General features: G+C 74.3%; 19 protein-coding genes. 9 read left to right on the plus strand and 10 right to left on the minus strand.

The features are described 5' to 3' along the window. Nucleotides 1-24 precede the first annotated feature (24 nt). From ABDB74_RS04685 to ABDB74_RS04705, 5 genes are all read right to left on the minus strand, one after another. Nucleotides 25-1,773, minus strand: a complete 1,749-nt coding sequence (locus tag ABDB74_RS04685; protein ID WP_346622134.1) for a DUF2207 domain-containing protein — start codon at nt 1,771-1,773, stop codon at nt 25-27. Between the two features lie 58 nt (nt 1,774-1,831). Beyond that, nucleotides 1,832-3,733, minus strand: coding sequence for an alpha/beta fold hydrolase (locus tag ABDB74_RS04690; protein ID WP_346622135.1), 1,902 nt, complete (start codon nt 3,731-3,733; stop codon nt 1,832-1,834). Nucleotides 3,734-3,918: 185 nt separating this feature from the next. Then, nucleotides 3,919-5,013 carry an alpha/beta fold hydrolase gene (locus ABDB74_RS04695; RefSeq protein ID WP_346622137.1) on the minus strand — a complete coding sequence of 365 codons (1,095 nt, stop codon included), beginning with the start codon at nt 5,011-5,013 and terminating at the stop codon, nt 3,919-3,921. A gap of 67 nt (nt 5,014-5,080) precedes the next feature. After that, on the minus strand, nt 5,081-6,106 hold the full coding sequence (locus ABDB74_RS04700) for a potassium channel family protein (RefSeq protein ID WP_346622138.1): 1,026 nt from the start codon (nt 6,104-6,106) through the stop codon (nt 5,081-5,083). Between the two features lie 75 nt (nt 6,107-6,181). Beyond that, nucleotides 6,182-7,924 (minus strand): class I adenylate-forming enzyme family protein, encoded by a 1,743-nt coding sequence (locus tag ABDB74_RS04705; RefSeq protein ID WP_346622139.1) that lies wholly within the window; start codon nt 7,922-7,924, stop codon nt 6,182-6,184. An 80-nt stretch (nt 7,925-8,004) separates the two neighbouring features. Between ABDB74_RS04705 and ABDB74_RS04710 the strand changes: the two genes are divergently transcribed. Further along, entirely contained in the window at nt 8,005-8,856 is an 852-nt protein-coding gene (locus ABDB74_RS04710; protein WP_346622141.1) for a patatin-like phospholipase family protein, read from the plus strand. A 29-nt stretch (nt 8,857-8,885) separates the two neighbouring features. On the opposite strand, the gene ABDB74_RS04715 is transcribed toward ABDB74_RS04710, so the two are convergent. Continuing rightward, the gene (locus ABDB74_RS04715; protein ID WP_346622142.1) at nt 8,886-10,457 is read right to left on the minus strand and encodes a long-chain-fatty-acid--CoA ligase; all 1,572 of its coding nucleotides are present in this window, start codon (nt 10,455-10,457) and stop codon (nt 8,886-8,888) included. A gap of 65 nt (nt 10,458-10,522) precedes the next feature. Continuing rightward, entirely contained in the window at nt 10,523-11,176 is a 654-nt protein-coding gene (locus tag ABDB74_RS04720) for a TetR/AcrR family transcriptional regulator (RefSeq protein ID WP_346622143.1), read from the minus strand. Nucleotides 11,177-11,282: 106 nt separating this feature from the next. Between ABDB74_RS04720 and ABDB74_RS04725 the strand changes: the two genes are divergently transcribed. The 3 genes from ABDB74_RS04725 to ABDB74_RS04735 are packed head-to-tail and all read left to right on the plus strand — an operon-like array spanning nt 11,283 to nt 14,404. Then, on the plus strand, nt 11,283-12,503 hold the full coding sequence (locus tag ABDB74_RS04725; protein WP_346622144.1) for an acyl-CoA dehydrogenase family protein: 1,221 nt from the start codon (nt 11,283-11,285) through the stop codon (nt 12,501-12,503). Beyond that, nucleotides 12,500-13,489 (plus strand): acyl-CoA dehydrogenase family protein, encoded by a 990-nt coding sequence (locus ABDB74_RS04730; protein WP_346622146.1) that lies wholly within the window; start codon nt 12,500-12,502, stop codon nt 13,487-13,489. Before ABDB74_RS04725 ends, ABDB74_RS04730 begins: the two co-directional genes overlap by 4 nt. A gap of 3 nt (nt 13,490-13,492) precedes the next feature. Continuing rightward, on the plus strand, nt 13,493-14,404 hold the full coding sequence (locus ABDB74_RS04735) for an enoyl-CoA hydratase-related protein (protein ID WP_346622148.1): 912 nt from the start codon (nt 13,493-13,495) through the stop codon (nt 14,402-14,404). Nucleotides 14,405-14,437: 33 nt separating this feature from the next. Here the strand turns inward: ABDB74_RS04735 and ABDB74_RS04740 are convergent, their stop codons facing one another. Then, nucleotides 14,438-14,938: a MarR family transcriptional regulator gene (locus ABDB74_RS04740; RefSeq protein WP_346622149.1), complete on the minus strand. Its 501-nt coding sequence runs from the start codon at nt 14,936-14,938 to the stop codon at nt 14,438-14,440. A gap of 89 nt (nt 14,939-15,027) precedes the next feature. On the opposite strand from ABDB74_RS04740, the gene ABDB74_RS04745 reads away from it, so the two are divergent. Continuing rightward, on the plus strand, nt 15,028-15,588 hold the full coding sequence (locus ABDB74_RS04745) for a YceI family protein (protein ID WP_346622151.1): 561 nt from the start codon (nt 15,028-15,030) through the stop codon (nt 15,586-15,588). Between the two features lie 126 nt (nt 15,589-15,714). Here the strand turns inward: ABDB74_RS04745 and ABDB74_RS04750 are convergent, their stop codons facing one another. Then, nucleotides 15,715-16,242, minus strand: a complete 528-nt coding sequence (locus ABDB74_RS04750) for a GNAT family N-acetyltransferase (protein ID WP_346622152.1) — start codon at nt 16,240-16,242, stop codon at nt 15,715-15,717. Between the two features lie 66 nt (nt 16,243-16,308). On the opposite strand from ABDB74_RS04750, the gene ABDB74_RS04755 reads away from it, so the two are divergent. From ABDB74_RS04755 to ABDB74_RS04770, 4 genes are all read left to right on the plus strand, one after another. Next, complete coding sequence (locus tag ABDB74_RS04755) at nt 16,309-16,650, plus strand: hypothetical protein (protein WP_346622153.1); 342 nt, start codon at nt 16,309-16,311, stop codon at nt 16,648-16,650. 100 nt (nt 16,651-16,750) lie between these two features. After that, nucleotides 16,751-18,643, plus strand: coding sequence for a translational GTPase TypA (gene typA, locus ABDB74_RS04760; RefSeq protein WP_346622155.1), 1,893 nt, complete (start codon nt 16,751-16,753; stop codon nt 18,641-18,643). 291 nt (nt 18,644-18,934) lie between these two features. Next, the gene (locus ABDB74_RS04765) at nt 18,935-19,408 is read left to right on the plus strand and encodes a DUF5994 family protein (RefSeq protein ID WP_346622156.1); all 474 of its coding nucleotides are present in this window, start codon (nt 18,935-18,937) and stop codon (nt 19,406-19,408) included. Nucleotides 19,409-19,475: 67 nt separating this feature from the next. After that, nucleotides 19,476-20,459: an NAD-dependent epimerase/dehydratase family protein gene (locus ABDB74_RS04770; RefSeq protein ID WP_346622157.1), complete on the plus strand. Its 984-nt coding sequence runs from the start codon at nt 19,476-19,478 to the stop codon at nt 20,457-20,459. A 97-nt stretch (nt 20,460-20,556) separates the two neighbouring features. Here the strand turns inward: ABDB74_RS04770 and ABDB74_RS04775 are convergent, their stop codons facing one another. Next, nucleotides 20,557-21,543 (minus strand): sulfite exporter TauE/SafE family protein, encoded by a 987-nt coding sequence (locus tag ABDB74_RS04775; RefSeq protein WP_346622158.1) that lies wholly within the window; start codon nt 21,541-21,543, stop codon nt 20,557-20,559. Nucleotides 21,544-21,781 lie beyond the last annotated feature (238 nt).

The following is a 21,781-nucleotide window of genomic DNA, read 5'->3' on the forward strand; positions in this document are numbered from 1 at the left end:
CGCCCTCCTGTGACCTCCCGGCGGTCACCAGGAGCCGCCGCCACCACCGCCCACGCCACCGCCGACGCCGGTGGTGCCGGTCCCGCCGCCCGAGGACGACGGGGCGACGCTCGCGGTGCCGCAGCCGGCCAGGAGGACCGGCCCGACACCGGCGTAGGCGAGGTACCGGCGGTCCTGCGGCGACCGCACCGGGACCGACGCCGTGGCGGCGACCGTCGACCACCGGTCGGCCTCCCCGAGGGCGACCGCCCATGCGGTCCAGCGCCCGAGCAGACCGGTGCCGATCGCCTCGTCGACGGCGGTGGACGGCGACTGCGCGAGGAACTGCCGCAGCGACTCCACCTGCAGCCAGGTCGCGGACCCGGCCGGCGTGAGCACCCGTAGCTCCCACCCGGCGATGGCGGCGGCGGCACCCGCGCCGGCCAGCAGCCCGGCGACCGCGGCGAGCACCAGCGGGAGCGCGACGTCCTCGACGGCCAGGTAGCCGGCCACCGGTGCCAGGACGAGTCCGGCGACCGCGGCCAGGCCGCCGAGCACGCGCGTCCACGTGGCCCGGCGATCGGCGGCCCCGTCCCACATGCCGCCGGCGCCCTGCCAGCCGTCGAGCTCCTCGCCCAGGGCGCCCCAGGCCTCGGCGAAGCCCTCGTCGTAGCTGCCCAGCGGCAGCCGCTCGCGCCCCCGGAACAGCAGGTCGAGCAGCCGGCGGACGGAGCCCTCGCCCGGCTCGCGGCGCACCAGCGTCAACTCGTCGGGCTCCTCCCCGGGCGCCTCCAGGTCGATGACGCCGGCGACCGCCTGCTCGAGGAGCCAGGCGGCCTTGTGCTGCTCGGTGACCGAGCCGGCGAGCAGCACGCCGCCCTGGGCGGGTGACACGGTCGCGGGCAGGGTCGGGGACGGGGTGACGTACCCGGCGAGCTCGGCGAGGTCGATCCGTGCGTCCTCGCCGGGCGCCGCGCGCACCGGGATGCCGACGGCGGGCACCCGCTCCCTGCCCGCACGCCGGACCGCGGCCAGCGTGACCGCCCCGGCCGGCACGGCGAGCCCTGCGGCGAGCGCCCCCACCAGCAGCGGATCGGCGCCGTCGGCCGGCGGGGCGGTCGCCGGTGGCGCGGGGAGCGCCGGCGCCTCGTCCAGGGCGGTGCCGAGGGTGCCGGAGACGGTGACCCCCTCGCCGGCGTCCAGCGAGTCGACCGCGGCGACGAGGCGACCGGGCTCGGCCTCCTCGACCGGGCAGGCGTCCACCTCGCCCTGCTCGCCGGTCGCGCACCGGAGCTGCTGCAGTGATGCGGGGACGGCCACCTGCACCTCGACGTCGTCGATCGGCACGTCCCATCCGGTGCCCACCGCGTCCCAGGCCAGCTCGTCGCCGGTCACGACGTCCTCGAGGGTGTAGGTCAGGACGTAGCGGTGCCGGCCCGTGACCGTCCGGTCGGGGTCGCCCACCCGGATCTCCCCGGCCTCGTCGACGGTGACGTCGTCGGGCGCGCCGGGGGAGAAGGCCTCGACCGGCGCGGCCGGATCCAGACCCGGGACCCGGCGGAGGATCCCGCGCCGCTCCTCGCCGCCGAAGTCGTAGTCGATCACCTCGGTGACGCGGGCGCTGCCGTCCTCGGCCACCGTGGCGGCCACCCACAGCAGGCGCACCCGCTCGCCGCGGCCGGCTGCGGCGACCACCAGCGCCAGGAGCCCGACGGCCAGCGCGACCACCAGGACCAGGGCGGCGTCGATCCGCCGCCGGCGGCGGACGCGGTCGGACCGGCGGGGCGCGGTCATGCCGGGTCCACACCCCCCGGCCCCCGGACGGGGGATCGGCCGGTCACCTCCGCAGGCCTCAGCCGAGCGGGGCGAGCGCCTCGACGGCCGGGAGGAAGGCCTGCTCCCGGTACACGTCGCTGCGGGCCGGTCCGGTGCTCAGCTGGACGAGGACGACCCCGTCGGGGCTGTCGGCGAGCGCCAGCTCGACCCGCTGGCCGAGGTCGTCGAGGCTGTAGAGCGCCCAGCTGAACGACTCGGTGGTCAGCTCGCCGACCTGCTGGGGTGGCTCGCCGGTGCCCAGCTGTGCGCCGAGCTGCTGGAGCACCTGCTCGGCGGTGGCACCGGGCACGACCCGCTGGATCAGGGAGACCAGGGCCGACTGCTGCCACACGCCCGGGAGCACCTCGGTCCAGCCGTCCGGCCGCACCCCGGTGAGGCCGGACTCCTCGCTCTCGAACGACACCATCTCGACGTCCACGTCGGAGGCGGTGAAGGCGGGGGCCTCGATCTCCTCGACGCAGCCGGTGGCCGGCTCGCTCCGGGGGTCGTCGAGGAAGTCCGCAGCGATCTCCACGGCGCAGTCGTGGCTGGGCAGCGCGCCGTGCCCGGTGAACGGGAACCGGACGAAGAAGCTGTTCGGGAGGTTGTCGGAGATGGCCTCGCCCCACCGCGGCGGGGTGATGGGGTCGAGGTCGCCGGCGAGCACGAGCGCGGGGATCTCGCTCTCCACCGGGTCGTCCGCCCCGGGGCCGGGCTCGCCGGCCTCCCACGAGGCGCAGACGTCGAACACCCCGGGGCCGAGTGTCGGCGCCTGCTGGAAGAAGCCCTCGACCATCGGGTCCGCGGCGGCGGCCGCGGCCACCTCCTCCCGGGAGCTGAAGGGAACCTCCTCCTGGCACTGCACGGCGAGCTGCTGGCCGATGCTGACGAGCTCCAGCTGCTGGGAGAGCAGCCCGAACAGCAGGCCGATCGTGCCGAACTCGCCGTCGTCCGCCGCGGCGATGATCTCCGGCAGGAACGGCACCAGCTGCGTGGAGTACAGGGTCTGGAACAGGAAGCCGGCGAGCGAGTCCCCGTCGAGCTCGTCCTCGACGCGCTGCGCGTTCGTCGGGTCGACCACGGTGATCGGCGCCGGCGACGCGTTCAGCTCGTCGACCAGGCTCCGGAACGTCTGCTCGAGGTCGGGGTACCGCGCGGCGCACTCCGGGTCGTCGGCGCACGTCGCGAAGAGGGCCTCCATGGCCCGGACGGCGTTCTCGGGCGTCTCCTCGTACAGGTCGGCGTCGACGGGGTAGGCGGCGTCCAGCACGACCGACCGGATCCCCTCGGGGTGGTCGCGCATGGCCGTCTGCGCCAGCCGGGTGCCGTAGGAGATCCCGTAGAGGTTCCACTCGTCGTGGCCGAGCGCGACCCGCAGGTCCTCGAGGTCGGCGGCCGAGGCCGCGCTGTTGTAGTCGGAGAAGTCGATGCCCTCGTCGACCAGGCGCTGCCGGCACTCCTCCAGCGACTGGACCGCCTGGGCCTCCAGCTCCTCGGGGGGCAGGTCGGAGCCCAGCGACTCCTGGACCCAGGACGTGTACTCCTCGCAGGTCAGCGACGGCTCGGTCAGCCCGGTGCCGCGCTGGTCGAGGAGGATCAGGTCCCGGTCCTCGGTCAGCGGCTCGTAGAGCTCGCCGAACGCCACCGGCACGAACTCCAGGGTGCCCTGGCCCGGCCCGCCGGACAGGTAGACGACGGGGTCGTCGGCGGGATCGTCGGAGTCGGTCCGGACGACGCCGAACGCCAGCTCGACGGTGCCCGCGTCGGGGTCGTCGCGATCGGCCGGGACCGGCAACGTGCCGCACTCGATCGGCACCCCCGCCGGCACGTCGAACCCGCAGGCGCCCCACTCGACCTCGCGGGATGCCGCGGAGGCATCGCCCCCGTCCGGCCCGCCGCCGTCGTCACCGTCGCCGTCGGAGCCGGTGCACGCGCTCACGAACAGCAGGGAACTCGCCAGCAGAGCTGCCCAGCGCCGACCCATCACAGCGGTCTCCGTCCGTCGTCGGTGGCGCGGCGCCCTGGCTCCACCGTTCCGGGGATGCCGCCCACTCCGGTTCCTGAACGAGCTCGGTTCCTGACTACCAGACGTCCGGGCCGGTGCCACCCCCACCGCCGTCCGGATCACTCCCAGGGCCACTCCTGCTGCTCCCGGAGCACCGCCTGCAGGAAGCGCCAGGCGATCAGCATGTCGGCGAGGAGGGGGCCGATCCCGCCCTCCGTGGTGAGGTCGACGTGCGAGAAGGACCGGACGGGCAGCACCTCGGCCTGCGGGAACGCCGCGCGGAGCCGGAGCAGCTCGGCGGAGGGCACGGCCGGGTCGTCGAGCGCGTGCGCCGCCAGCACGTCGGCCTCGATCCGGTCGGCGACGGCGACGGGGGAGAAGGTCTCCACGAGGGCGTTGCCGGGCGGAGGGAGGTTCCGGGCGAGGTCGGCCACCTGCGCCGGGTCGTCGGTCGTCATCATCCGGTACACCTGGCGCGCGGCCGGGGGGAGGCCGTCCGGATCCCGCTGCTCCAGCGCGGCCCTCAGGGCGTCGGCCTGGTTCGCGGGCACCAGTTCGGTCGCGGCGTCCCGGAGCACGCTGTCGACGGCGTCCTCGTCGGCGGCCCACGGATAGGTCTCGCCGTCCACCACGGACACCCCGGTCACCGCCGCCTGGAGCATCCCGGCCAGATCGGCGTAGGCGCCGAACGTGGCGACCAGGTCGATGCACCGGCGCACCCGTTCGTCGGCGGCCGCCACGAGGGCCAGGGAACCACCGAAGGAGAACCCGAAGAGCACCAGGCCGCCGTCGTCGGGGCAGAGCCGGGCCGCCACCTCGACGACGCGCTCGACGTCGGCGACGTCGAGCTCCTGGTCGTAGAGGCGCAGCTCGGGGACCACCACCTCCCGTCCCGCCGCGGCCAGCGCGGACGCGAAGCCGACGACGCGCTCGTCGTCCCGGCCGGCGGGTGCCGCACCGGGCACCACGAGGATCGGGGGAGCATCACCGCCCGGGGAGTACCGGTGGACGACGACGTCCCCGAGCACCTGCTCGCTGGGCTCGATCGACGCCTCGTCCGAGCGCGGCAACGGGCCGTCGAAGGCGCCGTCCAGCACGAGGACGGCCCTCGTGCCGGACCGCACGGTCGGGTGCAGGGCGAGCGCCGTGACCGCGAGCACGGCCACCACCACCCCCAGCGCCAGGGCGGCTCGGCGTCCCCCCGGGCCTCGCATGCCCCGATCGTCCCAGAGACGCCGGCGGGCGGCCCGGCCCCACCGGCACGAGCCGGTGCCCGCGGCTCTAGTTCGAGCGCACGACGACCAGGACGTCCTCCGGCTGGAGGGTGCCGATCAGCGCGTCGTCGAAGCGCAGCGTGCGGCCGCCGCGGGTCACCGACAGCACGATGTCGCGCAGCTGCCGCGGCCCGAGGCCCACCTCGTCGGTGGTCACGGTGCGCTGGTGGAGATCCAGCCCCTGGCCGCCGGTGACCAGGTCCTCGACGACGGCGACCACCCGCGGGGCGTCGGTGGACAGCCCCAGCAGCCGGCCGGAGGTGGCCGAGGTGGTGATGACCGTGTCCGCGCCGGACTGCCGCAGCAGGTTGGCGTTCTCCTCCTCGCGGACACTGGTGGTGATGGGGACGCTCGGGTTGAGCTGGCGGACCGTGAGCGTGATGAGCACGGAGGCGTCGTCCCGGTTGGCCGCGACGATCACCGACCGCGCCCGCTCCACGGCGGCCCGGCGCAGCACGTCGGTGCGGCCGGCGTCGCCCACGATGCCGGTGAGCCCGATGGCGTTGGCCTCGTCGATGGCCCGGGAGTCCGGGTCGACGACGACGATGCGCTCCAGCGGCGTGCCGTTGGCCTGGAGCGACCGGATGGCGCTGCGGCCCTTGGTGCCGTAACCGCACACGATGACGTGCTGGCGCACGCGGGACCTCCAGCGACGGATGCGGAACTCCTCGCGCGAGCGCGCGGTGAGGGCTTCCAGGGTCGTCCCGATGAGGACGATCAGGAACATGATGCGCAGCGGGGTGATCAGGAGGACGTTGACCAGCCGCGCCTGGTCGGTGACCGGGGTGATGTCGCCGTACCCGGTGGTCGACAGGGAGACGGTGGCGTAGTAGGCCGCGTCGAGCAGCGAGATCGGGCCGCCCTTGCTGTCCTCGTAGCCGTCCCGGTCGAAGTACACGACGAGGATGACGACGGCGAGCACGGCCGCTGCGATGAGGACCCGGCGCAGCACCTGACGGACCGGGGGCTGCTCGAAGTGGGCGATCTGCACCCCGGTGTGCTCGGTCTCGAGACCGTTCCGCTGCGGGTCCACCCCGCGGACGATAGTGAGCGCGGGCCGCCGTTGCGCGCCGCCGCACCCGAACGGGGTGCGGCGGCGCGCCGGCGGTCAGCCGCCGATGGCCTCCCGCTCCCGGGCGGCCAGCTCCCGCTTGAGCACCTTGCCCGCCGCGGACACCGGGATCGCGTCGATGAAGCGGACGTCGCGCAGCCGCTTGTAGGGGGTCACCTTGTCGTTCACCGCCGCCATGACCGACTCGGCGGTCAGCGCGGCGCCGGCGGCGTCGTCCTTGCGCACCACGTAGGCCACCGGCAGCTCGCCGGCGTCCTCGTCGGGGCGCCCGACCACGGCTGCGCCGGCCACGCCGGGCACGCCGAAGAGGATCTCCTCCAGCTCACGCGGGAACACGTTGTAGCCCTTGTAGAGCAGCATGTCCTTGGTGCGGTCGACGATCGAGAGGTAGCCGTCCTCGTCCAGGATGCCGACGTCGCCGGAGTGGAACCAGCCGTCGGCGTCGATCGACTCGGCCGTCGCCTCCGGCCGGCGCCAGTACCCGCGCATCACCTGGGGGCCGCGGATGCACACCTCGCCGCGCTCCCCGGCCGGCAGCGGCTCCCCGCCACCGAGCGGCTGGATGCTGATCTCGGTGTCGAAGACCGGGAGCCCGACGGTGCCGGTCTTGCGGGTGCCGGAGCGGAACGTCGGGTTGCCGGTCGCCTGCATGGTGACCTCGGTCAGGCCGTAGCCCTCACCGATGACGGCGTCGGGGAGCAGCGCCTGCAGCTTCTCGATCAGCGTCACGGGCAGCGGGGCGGCGCCGCTGGAGACCCCGCGCACGTGCGACAGGTCGGCGTTCTCGATGCCCGGCACCTGCAGCAGCGCCACGAACACCGGCGGGGCGCCGCCGATGCTGGTCACCTGGTGCTTCACCGCGTCCTCGACGTACTTCACCGGGTCGAACCGCATGTGGATGATCGTGGTGGTGCCGCCCATGACCATGCCGTTGAGGTAGCCGATCGCGCCCATGGCGTGGAACCACGGCGTGAGGTTGACGATCCGGGCCTCGCCGAGCCGGGTCGGGTACTCGTCGGGGCTGCCCACCTGCTCGAGCGTCACGTCGCCCTCGGCGTCCAGCGCCGGCAGCGAGCCCGACGTCCAGCAGCCCGACTGGAGCACGTTCGTGACCACGTTGCGGTGCGGGAGCTCCACGCCCTTGCTGACGCCCGTGGTCCCGCCGGTGTAGGCCAGGTGCGCCAGGTCCGCGGCGGGGTCCAGCTCGGCGTCGAGGTGCCGGTCGGTGGGGTCGCCGGCCAGCAGGTCGGCGAGGTCGACGTCGGTCTCCTCCAGGCCTTCCAGCCGTGCGGCGAAGTCGAGGGTGTGCGCCTCGCCGGTGACGACGACGGTCTGCACCGGCGTCTGCGCCAGCGCGCCCCGGACGAACGGCAGCACCTGGTCCCAGGTGATGACGACCTTCGCCCCGGCGTCGTTCAGCTGGGCGGCGAGATCGGCGGCCGGCAGCAGCGGGTTCGTGGGGGAGAAGACGGCGCCCGCGAGCATGATCCCGTAGTAGAGCGGCGGGTACTGCCGGCAGTTCGGGATGTGGACGGCGACCACGTCGCCCCGGCCGACGCCGTGGTCGGCGAGCCAGCCGGCGACCGCGTGCGCGCGGGCGCCCAGCTCGGTGAAGCTCAGCGGCACGTCGTGGTCGATGAACGCCGTCCGGTCGCCCCAGCGGCGGACGGCGGCCCGCAGGATCGACCCGACCGGGACAAGGGGGTAGTCCAGGGAGCGAGGCAGTCCGGGCGGCCAGCCGGCGGAGCTGGGAGCCGGGGCGGACTGGACGGTGGTCATGCGTGTCCTCTCGTCGGTGAGCTGAGCCACAGGGTGGCTCAGCTCACAGCCCGTGTCGAGGGTTCTGTGAGGATGGGGGCATGAGCGACCAGCGCACCGCACTCGTCCTCGGTGGCGGCGGCATCACCGGCATCGCGTGGGAGATCGGCGTGCTCGCCGGCCTGGCGGAGGCCGGAGTGGATCTCGCCGGCGCCGACCTCGTCGTCGGCACCTCGGCCGGGTCGGTCGTCGGCGCACAGCTGACCAGCGGCGCCTCGCTGGAGGAGATGTACGCCCGCCAGCTCGAGCCCCCGGAGCGGGAGAACGTCGCCCGGATCGGGCGCGGCACCATGCTGCGGTTCGGGTGGGCGATGGTCGCCAGCCGCGGCCGGGACGTGGAGTTCCGCCGCCGGATCGGCGCGCTGGCGCTCGCTGCGGAGAAGGCGGGGCTGACCCCGAGCGAGCAGGAGCGGCTCGAGGTCATCGGCTCCCGGCTGGTCAGCCGGGAGTGGCCCGGGCGTCCGCTCACCATCACGGCCGTGGACGCCGCCACCGGCGAGTTCCGGCCGCTGGACCGCGACTCCGGTGTGCCGCTGCACCTGGCGGTCGCCGCCAGCTGCGCCGTCCCCGGGGTCTACCCGCCGGTGACCATCGACGGCCGCCGCTACGTCGACGGCGGGATGCGCTCGGCGGCCAACGCCGACCTCGCCCAGGACTACGAGCGGGTGGTCGTCCTCGCCCCGATCACCCGCGGGATCGGCCCCATGGCCAGCGTCGACGCGCAGGTCACCGGGATGGTCGCGCGGGTCGGCGTCGTCGCGCCGGACGAGGGCAGCCGCGCGGCGATCGGCCGCAACGTCCTCGACCCGGCTGCCCGGGAGCCCTCGGCGCGCGCCGGTCGCGCCCAGGGTGCGGCGGTGGCCGCCCGGATCGCCGACGTCTGGAACGGCTGACCTCCCCTCGGCCCTGCGGCGGCGAGGGTTCAGACGACCGGTTCGGCGACCAGGGAGCCGGCGGAGTGCTCCTGGCGGAGCGCCGTCTTGAGCACCTTGCCGCTGGGATTGCGGGGGAGCGCCCCGACCACCGAGTACTCCCGGGGGTTCTTGTAGCGGGCGAGCTTCTCCCGGCAGTACGTCGCGAGCTCCTCCGGCGTGGGCGGGTCCGCCGGGTCGCGCGGGGCGATCACGGCCAGCGGCGCCTCGCCGTAGCGGGTGTCGGGGACGCCGATGATCGCGACCTCACCGACCTTCGGGTGCGCCGCCAGGACGTTCTCCACCTCGGCGCAGTAGATGTTCTCCCCACCCGAGATGATCATGTCCTTCTTGCGGTCGACGACGTAGAAGTAGCCGTCCTCGTCCTGGCGCACCAGGTCGCCGGAGTGGAACCAGCCACCGGCGAACGCCTCGGCCGTCTCCTCCGGCTTGTTCCAGTACTCCTTCATCACCATCGGGCTCCGGTAGACGATCTCGCCGACCTCGCCACGGGGCACGTCCGCCATCGCGTCGTCCACGACCCGCACCTCGACGTTGAGGATGGGGGTGCCGACCGAGCCGATCTTGCGCACCGAGTCCTCCCCGCGCAGCAGGCAGGTGACCGGGCTGCACTCGGTCTGCCCGAACGCGGTGACGACCTCGGCCTGCGGGAACGCGTCGATCAGCGCGCGCAGCAGGGTGGTGGAGGCCGGCGCCGCGCCCCAGGAGACCCGGCGCAGGTGCGAGAGGTCGCGGGCGGCGAGGTCGGGGACGGCGAGGACGGCGGCCCACATGGCGGGCACGAGGAAGATGCTGGACACCTTCTCCCGCTCCATCAGATCCAGGGTCGCGGCCGGGTCGAAGGCGCCCGACCGGAGGATCACGTGGACGCCACCGAGCAGCAGCGGCGGCAGCCCGCCGGCGAGCCCGGCGATGTGGAACAGCGGCGCGCCCGGCACCCCGACCCGGTCGTCGGGGTCCCAGCCCAGCGTGGTGATCTGGCTGAAGGCGTGCATCAGCAGGTTCCGGTGGGTGAGCACCGCGCCCTTCGGGCGGCCGGTGGTCCCGGACGTGTACATGATGAAGGCGGGCTCGTCCTCGTCCACCGCGACGTCGAGCGGCTCGTCCCCGGCCGCCGCGAGCGCCTCCTCGTAGTCCCCGCCGATCACCAGCGTGGTCGTGACCGACGGCGCCTGCTCCCGTGCCTTGGCGGCGACCTCCGCCAGCGGGGCGTCGACGACGAGCGCGACCGCACCGGAGTCGGTGAGCACGTACGCGACCTCGTCGGCCACCAGCCGGAAGTTGACCGGGACGACGACCGCGCCCAGCCGCACCCCGGCGAGGTAGGACTCCCACGCCTCCATGCCGTTGAGCGCCAGGACGGCGATCCGGTCGCCGGTGCCGACGCCGCGCCGGCGCAGGGCGCGCGCGAGGCGGGTGACCCGCTGGTCCAGCTCGGCATAGCTGCGCCCGGCCCCGTCGTGGCGCAGCGCCGTCGCGTCGGGCGTCGCGCGGCTCCAGCGCGCCAGCTGGTCGCTCATGGTCATGCCCCGGCCCTGCAGGGAGGGGATCTCCACGCTCACGGCTGCTCCTCGACGTCCGACGCTGGTGTGACCTGCGTCATGCTCTCGGTCGCGGGACCGGGCGGTCAACCCTGACTGTCGAGGGCGAGCAGCCGGGCGGCCAGCCGCTTCCAGAGCGCGAGGTGCGGATCGGTCGGGGCGGGCCGGTCCTCGAAGGCGTAGACCAGTGCGACGCCCCGCATGCTGGTGAACAGCAGCTCGCCGAGGTCGGCGTAGGCAGGGGCGGCCGAGATCTCCGGGCCCCAGATCCCCCGGGCGACCGCGGCGATCGCCTCCCGCAGCCGGCGCTCCTCGCCGCGCAGCGCCGTCCGCAGCTCCGGGTCGGTGCGGGCCGCCGTCCACAGCTCCATGGCGGCCCAGAACGGCGGCTCCTGGAAGGTCGCCCACATCAGGTCGATCGCCCGGTCGACCCGCTCCCGCCCGGTCGGCTCGTCCTCCATCAGCGCGGCCGCGCGGCGCCGGACCTCCGCGAGCTGCGTCGTCGCCAGGTGCTCGGCGGCGGCCACCAGCAGCTCGGCGCGGGAGGGGAAGTGGTGCAGGAGCCGGCCGCGGGAGACGCCCGCGCGGGCCTGGACGGCGAGGGTCGAGGCGCCGGCGTAGCCGTCCTCGACCAGGCAGGCCACCGCGGCGTCGAGGATGAGCAGCCGGCTGTCGGCGGTCATCTCCGACCGGGACCGCGGGGTCCGGACGACGCCGCGGGGGAGCGGCTCGGCGGTCATCGCCGCAGCGTAGCCGGGCCGGGGCCGCTCGGCAGTCACCGTTGACCGTTACGGGTGACGGCTGTCACGCTGCGCACCGTCCGACCATCGACGAGAGGAGCCGCCCGTGGATTTCGACGACAGCCCCGACGAGGCCGCCTACCGGGCGCGGGTCCGGGCCCTGCTCGAGGAGCACGCCGGTGAGCTGCTGCACCTGGCGCCGGGGCAGGAGGGCGTCGACGCGCGCCGGCACGAACCGGAGATGCGGCGCACGCAGCGGGTGCTGGCCGACGCCGGGCTGGTCGGGGTCACCTGGCCCCGGGAGTACGGCGGCCAGGGCGGCACGCTCGTGCAGCAGGCGATCGTCGCCCAGGAGCTGGCCCGCGCCCGCGTGCCCGGGCTGATCAACCACATCGGCATCGGCATGTGCGGGCCGACCGTCATCGCGCACGGCAGCCAGGACCAGCGCGACCGCTACCTCGCCCGGCTGCTGCGGGCCGACGACGTCTGGTGCCAGCTGTTCAGCGAGCCGGCGTCGGGCTCGGACCTCGCGGCGCTGCGCACCACGGCGGTGCGCGACGGCGAGGACTGGGTGGTCAACGGCCAGAAGGTCTGGACGACGCTGGCGCACGTCGCCGACTACGGCATCCTGCTCACCCGCACCGACCCCGACCGGCCCAAGCACGCCGGGCTGACGATGTTCGTCGTCGACATGCACGCCCCGGGCGTGACCGTCCGCCCGCTGCGCCAGATGGGCGGTCAGTCGGACTTCAACGAGGTCTTCTTCGACGACGTGCGCATCCCCGACGGCGAGCGGCTCGGGGAGCCCGGCGAGGGCTGGCGGGTCGCGCTCACCACGCTGATGAACGAGCGGGTCGCGATCGGCGGCGCGGGCGGCACGATCGGCCTGCCGGTCGAGGCGTTCGTCGAGCACGCCCGGGAGCGGCTGCCCGCCCTCGACGGCGACCGCCAGGTGCTGGCCCGGCAGGCGGTCGGCCGGGCCGTGGTCGCCTCGCTCGCCGCCCGCTACACCGGCTACCGGCGGCTCACCGTGCTCAGCCAGGGCGGCATCCCGGGCCCGGAGGCGAGCGCCGGCAAGCTGGCCGGGACGGAGGCGGCGCGGCTGGTCGCCGACGCCGGCGTCCGGCTGCTCGGCGACGACGCCGTCTACGCCTCGACCTCCGACGGCGACGACCGCTGGCAGCGCACGCAGTCGTGGCTGCCCGGCATCGCCATCGCCGGTGGCACCGACCAGGTGCTGCGCAACATCCTCGGCGAGCGGGTGCTCGGGCTGCCGCCGGAGCCCCGCAGCGACAAGACCGACCCGTTCTCGGGAGGACGGCGATGAACTTCGACCTCGACACCGATCAGCGCGACATCGCCGCCGGCGCCCGCGACTTCTTCCGTGGCAGCGCCTCGCCGGCCGCCGCGCGCGCCGGCCTGGAGGGCGACCGGCTGGAGCCGGGCCGGAAGGCGCTGGCCGACATCGGCTTCCTCGGCATCACCGTGCCCGAGGCGGCCGGCGGTGCGGGGCGGTCGGTCCTCGACCTCGCCGTCGTCGCCGAGCAGGGCGGGGCGGTGCTGGCCGCACCGTCGCTGGTGACGGCCGCCCGGGCGGCGGTCCTCCTGGCCGACGCCCCCGAGCTGGCCGCCCAGCTGGCCGACGGGTCGACCGCCTTCGCCGTCCTCGACGGGCCGGTGGACGGCTCGGCGCCCTCGATCGACGCCGCGGACGCGACGCTGTTCCTCGGGCTGGACGGCGGCGACCTCGTGGTCGGCGAGGGGGAGGTCGTCCCGGGCCGGCCGCTGGACGCCACCCGGGGCCTGGCCTCGGTGCGGCTCACCTCCCGCCGGGTGCTCGCGCCGGATGCGCAGGAGCTGTGGGCCCGCGCCCGGCAGGTGGCCGCGGTCGTGCTGGCGGCCGAGGACCTCGGTGGTGCCGACCGCGCGGTGGAGCTGGGCATCGCCTATGCGCAGGAGCGGGAGGCGTTCGGCCGACGGATCGGCTCCTACCAGGCGGTCAAGCACATGCTCGTCGACGCCTGGGCCGGCGTGGACCAGCTGAGGTCGCTGGTCTGGTGGGCCGCCTGGGCCGCCGACTGCGCTCCCGCCGAGCTCCCGCTGGCGTCGTCGGCCGCGAAGGCGTACGCGGCGGGCGCCTTCGAGCGGGCGGCCGGGACGCTGATCCAGGTGCACGGCGGCATCGGCTTCACCTGGGAGCACGACGCGCACCTCTACTGGCGGCGGGCCAAGGTCGACCGGCTGCTGCTCGGCGACGAGGCCGAGCACCTCGACACGGTCGCCCGCCTCGCGGTCGCCGGCGCACTGGGCTGACCGGTGTCGACGCGGACCGACACGAGCGAGCTGACCGAGCTCCGCTACGAGGTGGCCGAGGGCGTCGCGACGGTGACGCTGCACCGGCCCGACCGGCTCAACACCTTCACCCTGACCATGGCCGACGAGCTGGCGGCGGTGGCGGCCGCCGCGGACGCCGACGACGACGTCCGCGTGGTCGTGGTGACCGGCGCCGGCCGGGCCTTCTGCGCCGGCGCCGACCTCGGCGGAGGGCCGGACACGTTCGGCGACCGGCGCACGCGCACCCGGCCCCCGGGGCCGCTCAGCCAGGACATCGCCGGCCTCCCGCGGGACGCCGGCGGGGTGGCGTCACTGCCGTTCGCCGCGCTGCGCAAGCCGGTGATCGCCGCGGTCAACGGGCCGGCGGTCGGCATCGGCGCGACGCTCACCCTCCCCATGGACATCCGGATCGCCGCGGAGTCGGCCCGGTTCGGGTTCGTCTTCGGCCGGGTGGGGATCGTGCCGGAGGCCGCGTCGTCGTGGTTCCTGCCGCGGGTGGTCGGCATCAGCCAGGCGATGGAGTGGGTGGCGACGGGTCGGGTGTTCGACGCGGCCGAGGCGCTGCGCGGCCGGCTGGTCTCCCGGGTGGTGCCCGACGCGGAGCTGCTGCCGGCTGCCTACGCGCTGGCCGGGGAGATCGTCGCGAACACCAGCGGGGTCGCCGTGGCCGCCGCCCGCCAGCTGCTGTGGTCGATGCTCGGGGCCCCCTCGCCGTGGGACGCCCACCGGGCGGAGTCCCGGGCGCTGGTGGAGCTGGGGGAGGGGCCCGACCCGGCCGAGGGGGTCGCGGCGTTCCTGGAGAAGCGGCCGCCGCGCTTCCCCGCGCGGCTGCCCGACGGCGCCGTCGCCGGAGTGCCGCGCTGGCCCGCGCCCCCGGACGACGTCACGGGCTGACCCGCGCGGTCGACGCCCCGTGCCGGACGGGTGTCAGGGCACCCGGGTCGGGTCGAGGTGCCGCAGCAGGGTGTCGCCGAGATCGCGCATGGCGGCCACCTGCTCGGGCGAGAGCTGGTCGAACAGCTCTCGCCGGACGCCTTCGACGTGGATGGGTGCCGCGCCCTCCAGGGCGGCGAAACCCTCGTCGGTGAGGACAGCGAGCTGTCCGCGCCCGTCGTCGGGGCACACCTGCCGGCGCACCCAGCCGCGTTCCTCGAGCCGGGACACCGCGTGGGAGAGCCGGCTCCGGGAGCTCAGGCACCGGTCGGCGAGCTCGCTCATCCGCATCTGCCGCTCGGGCGTCTCCGACAGCGCCACGAGCACCTCGTAGTAGGCGTGCGAGATGCCGGTGCGGTGGGTGAGCTCGCGGTCGAGCCGGTCGAGCAGCAGCTGGGCGCTGTAGAGCCAGGCGCGCCATGCCTTCTGTTCCTCCGGGTCGAGCCAGCGGGGCTCACCCGTGGGGAGGGAGTCCGGCGACACCGACGTGGTCATGCGGTCAGGATACTGGCGGAATAGTCAAACGCTCAACTACGCTGTCGTCCGACGAAGGCCACCCCGTTCGACCACCACTGGGAGATCCCATGACCGCCAGCACCGTCCAGATCCCCGGCTACCTCGCCGGCACCTGGGACATCGACGCCAGCCACTCCACCGTCGGCTTCTCCGTCCGCCACATGATGGTGAGCAAGGTCCGCGGCTACTTCCGCGAGTTCTCCGGCGAGATCGTCACCGCCGAGGACCCGACGCGGTCCACCGTCACCGCCACCGTGGACATGGACTCGATCGACACCCGCCAGGAGCAGCGGGACGCGCACATCAAGTCCGCCGACTTCTTCGACGTCGGCAACCACACCGTGATGACCTTCCGCTCCACCGCGGTGAAGACCGACGGCGCCGACTGGACCGTCGAGGGCGACCTGACCATCAAGGGCATCACCAAGCCCGTCGTCCTGGAGCTCGAGCTCAACGGCTTCGGCCCCGACGCCTACGGCGGCACGCGGGCCGGCTTCAGCGCCCGGACCGAGATCTCCCGCAAGGAGTACGGCGTCGACATCGACATGCCGATGGACGGCGGCGGTGTCGTCGTCGGCGACAAGATCACCGTCGAGCTCGAGATCGAGGCCGTGCTCCGCACCGCCTGAGAAAGGACCCCTCTGCCCCACGTGCCTCGCAAGCTCGACGCCGGACCCTGCACAGGGGCCGTTCCATCGCGTCACGAGAGGCCCCGGACGGTTCGCCGTCCGGGGCCTCCCGCGTCGCCCGGACGGCTACGCCGTCGCGGGGTCCAGCGCCTGGAACAGGACGTGGTCCTGCCACCGACCGGCGATGCTCAGATACCGCGGCGCCAGCCCGTAGCGGGTGAAGCCGTTGCGCTCGAGGACCTTCTGCGAAGCGGCGTTGTGCAGCAGCGTCCCGGCCTCGACGCGGTGCAGGCCGAGGTCGCCGAACGCCCGCCGAAGCATCTCGCCGACCGCGCCGGTGGCCAGCCCCCGGCCGTTGGCGGGCGAGGCGATCCAGTAGCCGATGCTGCAGGACTGGAAGGCGCCGCGGACGACGTTGTTCAGCGTCACCCGGCCGGCCACCGCCCCCGCCTCATCCAGGACGACGCAGGGGAACGACAGCCCCGCCGCGTGCCGCTCCAGGGCCGCCCGCACGTCGGCCCGCTGGCCGGCCTCGGTGTACCACCGCTCGTCGCGGGCCGGTTCCCAGGGCGCCTGGAACTCCCGGTCCTCGCGGACGAGGTGGGCGAGGGCGGGCGCGTCATCGAGCGCCAGGAGGCGGGTCCGTGCGGGCACGCCCGCGACCCTGCCAGGCGGCCGGCCGGCGCCGCGGTCGACTCCTCGACAGGGACACTGGGACGCATGTCGACCTCCACTCTCGCCCGTGTGCCCGCTTCCCTCCTGGTTGCCGTCGGGTTGGCCGCCGGCTTCGGGATCGCGCAGGGCACCGGCATCCGGGCGCTGGGCGGCGCGGTGCTCGTGGCCTGCGGCATCGGCGCCGGGTGGATCGCCGCCCGACGGCGGGGCGCGGCCGTCACCGCGGGGCTGGCCGCGCTCTACGTCGGCGCCTTCGTCCTGGCCCACGTGCTGGCCCTCGGGGCGGGGTTTCCGGCCTGGTTCGCGGTGAGTCTGGTCACTGTTGCCGCCGCGGGAGCCACCTACGGGGTGGTCGACAGGCAGCGGGAGACGGTCGCCGCGCGCTGAGCACCTAGAGTGGGGGGAAGGTCGCGGCTCCGGTTGCTGTTGACCTGATGCCCGCGCGCGTCCGCGCGGCGCCCCCGACCTGCCTGAGGTGCCCTTCCGCATGCCCACCCGCAACGACCTGCGCAACGTGGCGATCGTCGCCCACGTCGACCACGGCAAGACCACCCTGGTCGACGCTCTCCTCCGCCAGGCCGGCGCGCTCGGCCGGTCGAAGGGCGAGGGGACCGACAACGACTCCACGCAGGACCGCGTGATGGACTCGATGGATCTCGAGCGCGAGCGCGGGATCACCATCCTCGCCAAGAACACCGCGATCCGGCTGGCCGACGAGGACGGCAACCCCGTCGTCGTCAACATCGTCGACACCCCCGGCCACGCCGACTTCGGTGGCGAGGTCGAGCGCGGCCTGTCGATGGTCGACGGCGTCGTCCTGCTCGTGGACGCCTCCGAGGGACCGCTGCCGCAGACCCGGTTCGTGCTCCGCAAGGCGCTGGCCAAGGGGATGCCGGTCATCCTCGCGGTCAACAAGACCGACCGCGCCGACGCCCGCATCGAAGAGGTCGTCGACGAGAGCTACGAGCTGTTCATGGAGCTGCTCGAGGACACCGGCCTGGACCCCGAGGCGCTCGAGTTCCCGATCGTCTACTGCAACGGCCGCACGGGGCAGGCCTCGCTCAACCGCCCGGAGAACGGCACCGTCCCGGACAGCCCCGACCTGGCGCCCCTGGTCAAGACGCTGCTGGACACCATCCCGGCGCCGACCTACGACGCCGAGGAGCCGCTGCGGGCGCAGGTCACCAACCTCGACGCGTCGCCGTTCCTGGGCCGCCTCGCCCTGCTGCGCATCCACTCCGGTGAGATGAAGCGCGGCCAGCAGGTCGCCTGGTGCAAGGTCGACGGGACGATCAAGAACGTCAAGATCACCGAGCTGCTCGTGACCGAGGGCCTCACCCGCACCCCGGCCGAGAGCGCCGGCCCCGGCGACCTGGTCGCCATCGCCGGCATCGAGGACATCATGATCGGCGACACCCTCGCCGACCCGAACGACCCGCGGCCGCTGCCCCCGCTGACGGTCGACGAGCCCTCCATCTCGATCACGATCGGCATCAACACCTCGCCGATCTCGGGGAAGTCGGGCAAGAAGCTCACCGCCCGCCTCATCAAGAACCGCCTCGACCAGGAGCTGGTCGGCAACGTCTCGGTGCGCATGCTGCCCACCGAGCGCCCCGACACCTGGGAGATGCAGGGCCGCGGTGAGCTGGCGCTGGCCATCCTCGTCGAGCAGCTGCGCCGCGAGGAGTTCGAGCTCACCGTCGGCCGGCCGACCGTCGTGACCAAGGAGATCGACGGCAAGCTGCACGAGCCGGTCGAGCGCGTCACCATCGACGTCCCGGGCGAGTACGTCGGCACGCTGACCCAGGCGCTGGCGGTCCGCCGCGCGCGCCTGGAGAACCTGGTGCACCACGACACCGGCTGGGCGCGGATGGAGTACATCGTCCCGTCCCGCGGGCTCATCGGTTTCCGCACCGAGTTCCTCACCGAGACCCGGGGCACCGGCATCCTGAACCACAACCTCGAGGGCTACGAGCCGTGGCTGGGCGACATGCGTGCCCGCCCGACCGGCTCGCTGGTCGCCGACCGCCAGGGCGTCGCGACGACCTACTCGATGTTCTCCCTGCAGGAGCGCGGCCAGCTCATGGTCGAGCCGGGCACCGAGGTCTACGAGGGCATGATCGTCGGTGAGAACTCCCGTCCGGACGACATGGACGTGAACATCACCAAGGAGAAGAAGCTCACCAACATGCGCAAGTCCACCTCCGAGGAGCTGGAGCGGCTGATCCCGCCGCGCATCCTGAACCTGGAGCAGGCGCTGGAGTTCTGCGCCGAGGACGAGTGCGTCGAGGTCACCCCGGCCACCGTCCGCATCCGCAAGGTGGTCCTGGACCAGACCGAGCGCGGCAAGTCCAAGAACCGCAAGCCCAAGCCGGCCTGAGTCCCTCCCCCCGCCGCCGGGCGGGGACGTCGCTCCGCACGCTCTGCCCCCGAGTGCACGCGCACCCGGGGGCAGAGCGCTGTCCGGGGTCCCGAGGTGCGGACCGGACGGGAGTGGCCGGTAGGTCACGGTTCGTGATGACCGGCCGGAGCGCACCGACGCGCCCGTCCGTCGCACCACCGGCCACACCCGTGTCGGGCCATAGGTTCGTGTCGGGGTCTTCTGTCCGGGCCCATGGTGAGTGAGAGAGGCGGCCGAACGCTCATGGCGACGATCACCCGTACGGTTCCGATGCCCGAGGGGTTCCGTGGTGGGATCGACGTCCGGGTGAGCCTGCGCGCCGACGCCGGAACCGGGGGGTCGGCCTTCGACGGCGCCTGGTTCCCGCGCAGCCGCGACCTGGCCGCCGAGCTGCCCGAGCTCATCGCGGCGCTGGACCGGCGGGGCGTCCGCGTGGAGCGGTTCACCTACCCCCTGGACGCCTGGGAGCCGGCCCCGCGCAAGATCGAGGTGCAGGGCCGCACCGTCCGCGCGGGCGGCTTCCGCAGCATGGACCCGCAGGTGGTCTGCCTGACGTGGGCCGGCGGCAACCGCCGGGCCGACCTCCTGGTCGTGCCGCCGGAGACCGACGTGCTGACCGGCGCGCGGGCGCTGCGGCTGTGCACCCGCAGGGGCCTGCCGCCCTCGCCGCAGATGGTGCTGGCCGCCGCACGTTCCACGCCGCTGCCGCAGGTGCCCGACCTCCCGGCGAGCCGCGCGGTCTAGGAGCCGGTCCCGGCTACGCCCACTGCGAACCGGCTGGACGGCGGGGGAGCGGCTGCGCTGGGCTGAGGTGCATGCGGCTGCTCGTGCTCGGTGGCACCCTCTCCTCGGCCGGCACGTCGTCACGGCGGCGCTCGGGCGCGGCCACGACGTCGCCACCTTCACCCGCGGTGTCTCCGGTGCGCCGCCCGAGGGAGTCCGCGCTCTGCACGGCGACCGCGACGATCCCGATGCCCTGGCGCGTGCGCTGGGGGAGTGGACGCCGGAGCTCGTCGTCGACACCTCCTGCCAGACGCGGGCGGCGGCCAGCAACGCCGCCGCTGCGCTCGGTGGCGTGCACGCGTACGTCCTCGTCAGCAGCCTCAACGCCTACCGGAACTGGCCGCCGGGTCCGATCGGTCCCGAGGACGGCGAACCGACGTGGGACACCGACGAGGACGCGTACGGCCCGATCAAGGCGTTCGCCGAGCGGGAGCTCGCCGCCGCAGTCGACGGCCGGCTGCTGACCGCCCGCGTGGGGCTGATCACCGGCCCGCACTACCCGGTCCACCGGCTCGGCTGGTGGCTGGAACGCATCGCCCGCGGCGGGCGCGTGGCCGTCCCGGCCGAGGGGGCGCGGCAGCCGATCACGCTGGTGGATGCGCGCGACCTGGCGGCGTGGCTGGTCGGCATGGCCGAGGCCGGCCGCACCGGCGCGGTCAACGCCACCGGGCCGGCCGGTCTGACGACGCTCGGCGGCCTGCTCGACGTCTGCCGCGCCGTCACCGGGGGAGATGCGGAGTGGGCCCCGGTGCCCGAGGCCCGGCTGCTCGCCGCCGGCGTCGAGGAGTGGGTGCACCTCCCGCTGTGGCTGCGGCAGGAGCTCGCCCGGACGGCCTGGGACGTCGACGAGAGCCGTGCCCGCGATCTGGGGATCTCCACCCAGCCGCTCCGGGAGACGGTCGCCGACACCTGGGCCTGGCTGCGTGCGCACGAGCGCCCGCCGCTGCCCGCCGGCCTCCTCGCGCCCGGCCTGCCGCCGGACCTGGAGGCGACCCTCCTGCCGACGCGATGATCAGCGACCCTGATCATCGAGCGTCCTCCCTCACGGTCTGCGGTGAGGGAGGACGCTGCACGATCAGGTCCCCTGATCCCAGCTCCGGGGGTGTTTCTCAGTCGCGCGGCGCGCTGGGCCGCCCGGCGCCGACGGGCTGCTCGTGCCCGTGGACCGGCTCCTCGGCCGCGCTGACGTTGCGCGCGGCCACCGCGGCGACGGCGTCGGCGGACTCCGCGGCCCGGTCCTTGCGGTACTCGCGGTAGGAGTGGACGACGGCCAGGACCCAGACCGCGGCGAGCACGGTGTAGACGACGGCGCTCGTGGTGGTGCCCGCGTCGACCCACTCGCTGCGGAGCAGGGTGCGGACGTTGGTCAGCACGATGACGCCGCCGACCATCGAACCGAGCAGCCGCGGCGGGATGTGCCGCACCAGCCACGCGGCGATCGGGGCGGCGACGAGCCCACCGGCCAGCAGCCCGGCGACCCACATCGGGTCGATCCCCTGCGAGCCGAGCGCGACCAGGAAGCCCAGGCTGGCGGCCAGCGCCACGAGGAACTCGGAGGTGTCGATGGAGCCGATGACCTTGCGCGGCTCCATCCGCCCGCTGGCCAGCAGCGCCGGCGTGCCGACGGGGCCCCAGCCGCCGCCGCCGGTGGCGTCGACGAAGCCGGCCACCAGGCCCAGCGGGCCGAGGAACCGGCCGCGGACCGGCTTGCCGATGTTGCGCCGGTCGATGCCCCGGAGCGTGAAGCGCACCAGGATGTACGCGCCCAGCGAAACCAGGATCAGCGACATGACCGGCGCGGCGATCTCGGTGGAGAGCGCGGAGAGGAAGTGCGCGCCGGCGAACGCCCCCACCGCGCCCGGGACGCCGACCTTCGCGACGACCTTCCAGTCCACGTTGCCGAACTTCCAGTGCGACAGCCCCGAGGCCAGCGTGGTGCCGATCTCGGCGAGGTGGATCGTGGCCGAGGCTGCGGCGGGGTTGGTGCCGATCGCCAGCAGCAGCGTCGTCGAGGTGACGCCGTAGGCCATGCCCAGGCTGCCGTCGACGAGCTGGGCACCCAGGCCGGCGAGCGCGAGCAGGATGAGGGTCTTCACGGGGAACTGACTCCGGGTCTCAGGGAGCGGGCGCGCGGGGGCAGCCGGCGAACGGGAAGGACGAGACGGGGGGAGCGCCGGAACGGCGCGGGAATCAGCAGGCCGGACAGGCCGCGGTGCAGACGCGCAGAAGGTCGACGTGCAGGCGGCTCACCAGGAGCAGCATCGTCGTCCGCGTCACGCCGTAATGTCTACCAGATCGGTGCACTTATCCGTGCACCCGGGCGTCCAGTGCGTG

The sequence above is a fragment of the Blastococcus sp. HT6-4 genome (assembly GCF_039679125.1).
In the GTDB taxonomy this organism is placed as follows: Bacteria; Actinomycetota; Actinomycetes; order Mycobacteriales; family Geodermatophilaceae; genus Blastococcus; species Blastococcus montanus.

Bases quoted from the DNA above. Each gene is read 5' to 3' on its own strand.
- ABDB74_RS04685 (WP_346622134.1), bottom strand. From the start codon at position 1,773: ATGACCGCGCCCCGCCGGTCCGACCGCGTCCGCCGCCGGCGGCGGATC.
- ABDB74_RS04695 (WP_346622137.1), bottom strand. From the start codon at position 5,013: ATGCGAGGCCCGGGGGGACGCCGAGCCGCCCTGGCGCTGGGGGTGGTG.
- ABDB74_RS04705 (WP_346622139.1), bottom strand. From the start codon at position 7,924: ATGACCACCGTCCAGTCCGCCCCGGCTCCCAGCTCCGCCGGCTGGCCG.
- ABDB74_RS04710 (WP_346622141.1), top strand. From the start codon at position 8,005: ATGAGCGACCAGCGCACCGCACTCGTCCTCGGTGGCGGCGGCATCACC.
- ABDB74_RS04720 (WP_346622143.1), bottom strand. From the start codon at position 11,176: ATGACCGCCGAGCCGCTCCCCCGCGGCGTCGTCCGGACCCCGCGGTCC.
- ABDB74_RS04730 (WP_346622146.1), top strand. From the start codon at position 12,500: ATGAACTTCGACCTCGACACCGATCAGCGCGACATCGCCGCCGGCGCC.
- ABDB74_RS04740 (WP_346622149.1), bottom strand. From the start codon at position 14,938: ATGACCACGTCGGTGTCGCCGGACTCCCTCCCCACGGGTGAGCCCCGC.
- ABDB74_RS04745 (WP_346622151.1), top strand. From the start codon at position 15,028: ATGACCGCCAGCACCGTCCAGATCCCCGGCTACCTCGCCGGCACCTGG.
- ABDB74_RS04755 (WP_346622153.1), top strand. From the start codon at position 16,309: ATGTCGACCTCCACTCTCGCCCGTGTGCCCGCTTCCCTCCTGGTTGCC.
- typA (WP_346622155.1), top strand. From the start codon at position 16,751: ATGCCCACCCGCAACGACCTGCGCAACGTGGCGATCGTCGCCCACGTC.
- ABDB74_RS04765 (WP_346622156.1), top strand. From the start codon at position 18,935: ATGCCCGAGGGGTTCCGTGGTGGGATCGACGTCCGGGTGAGCCTGCGC.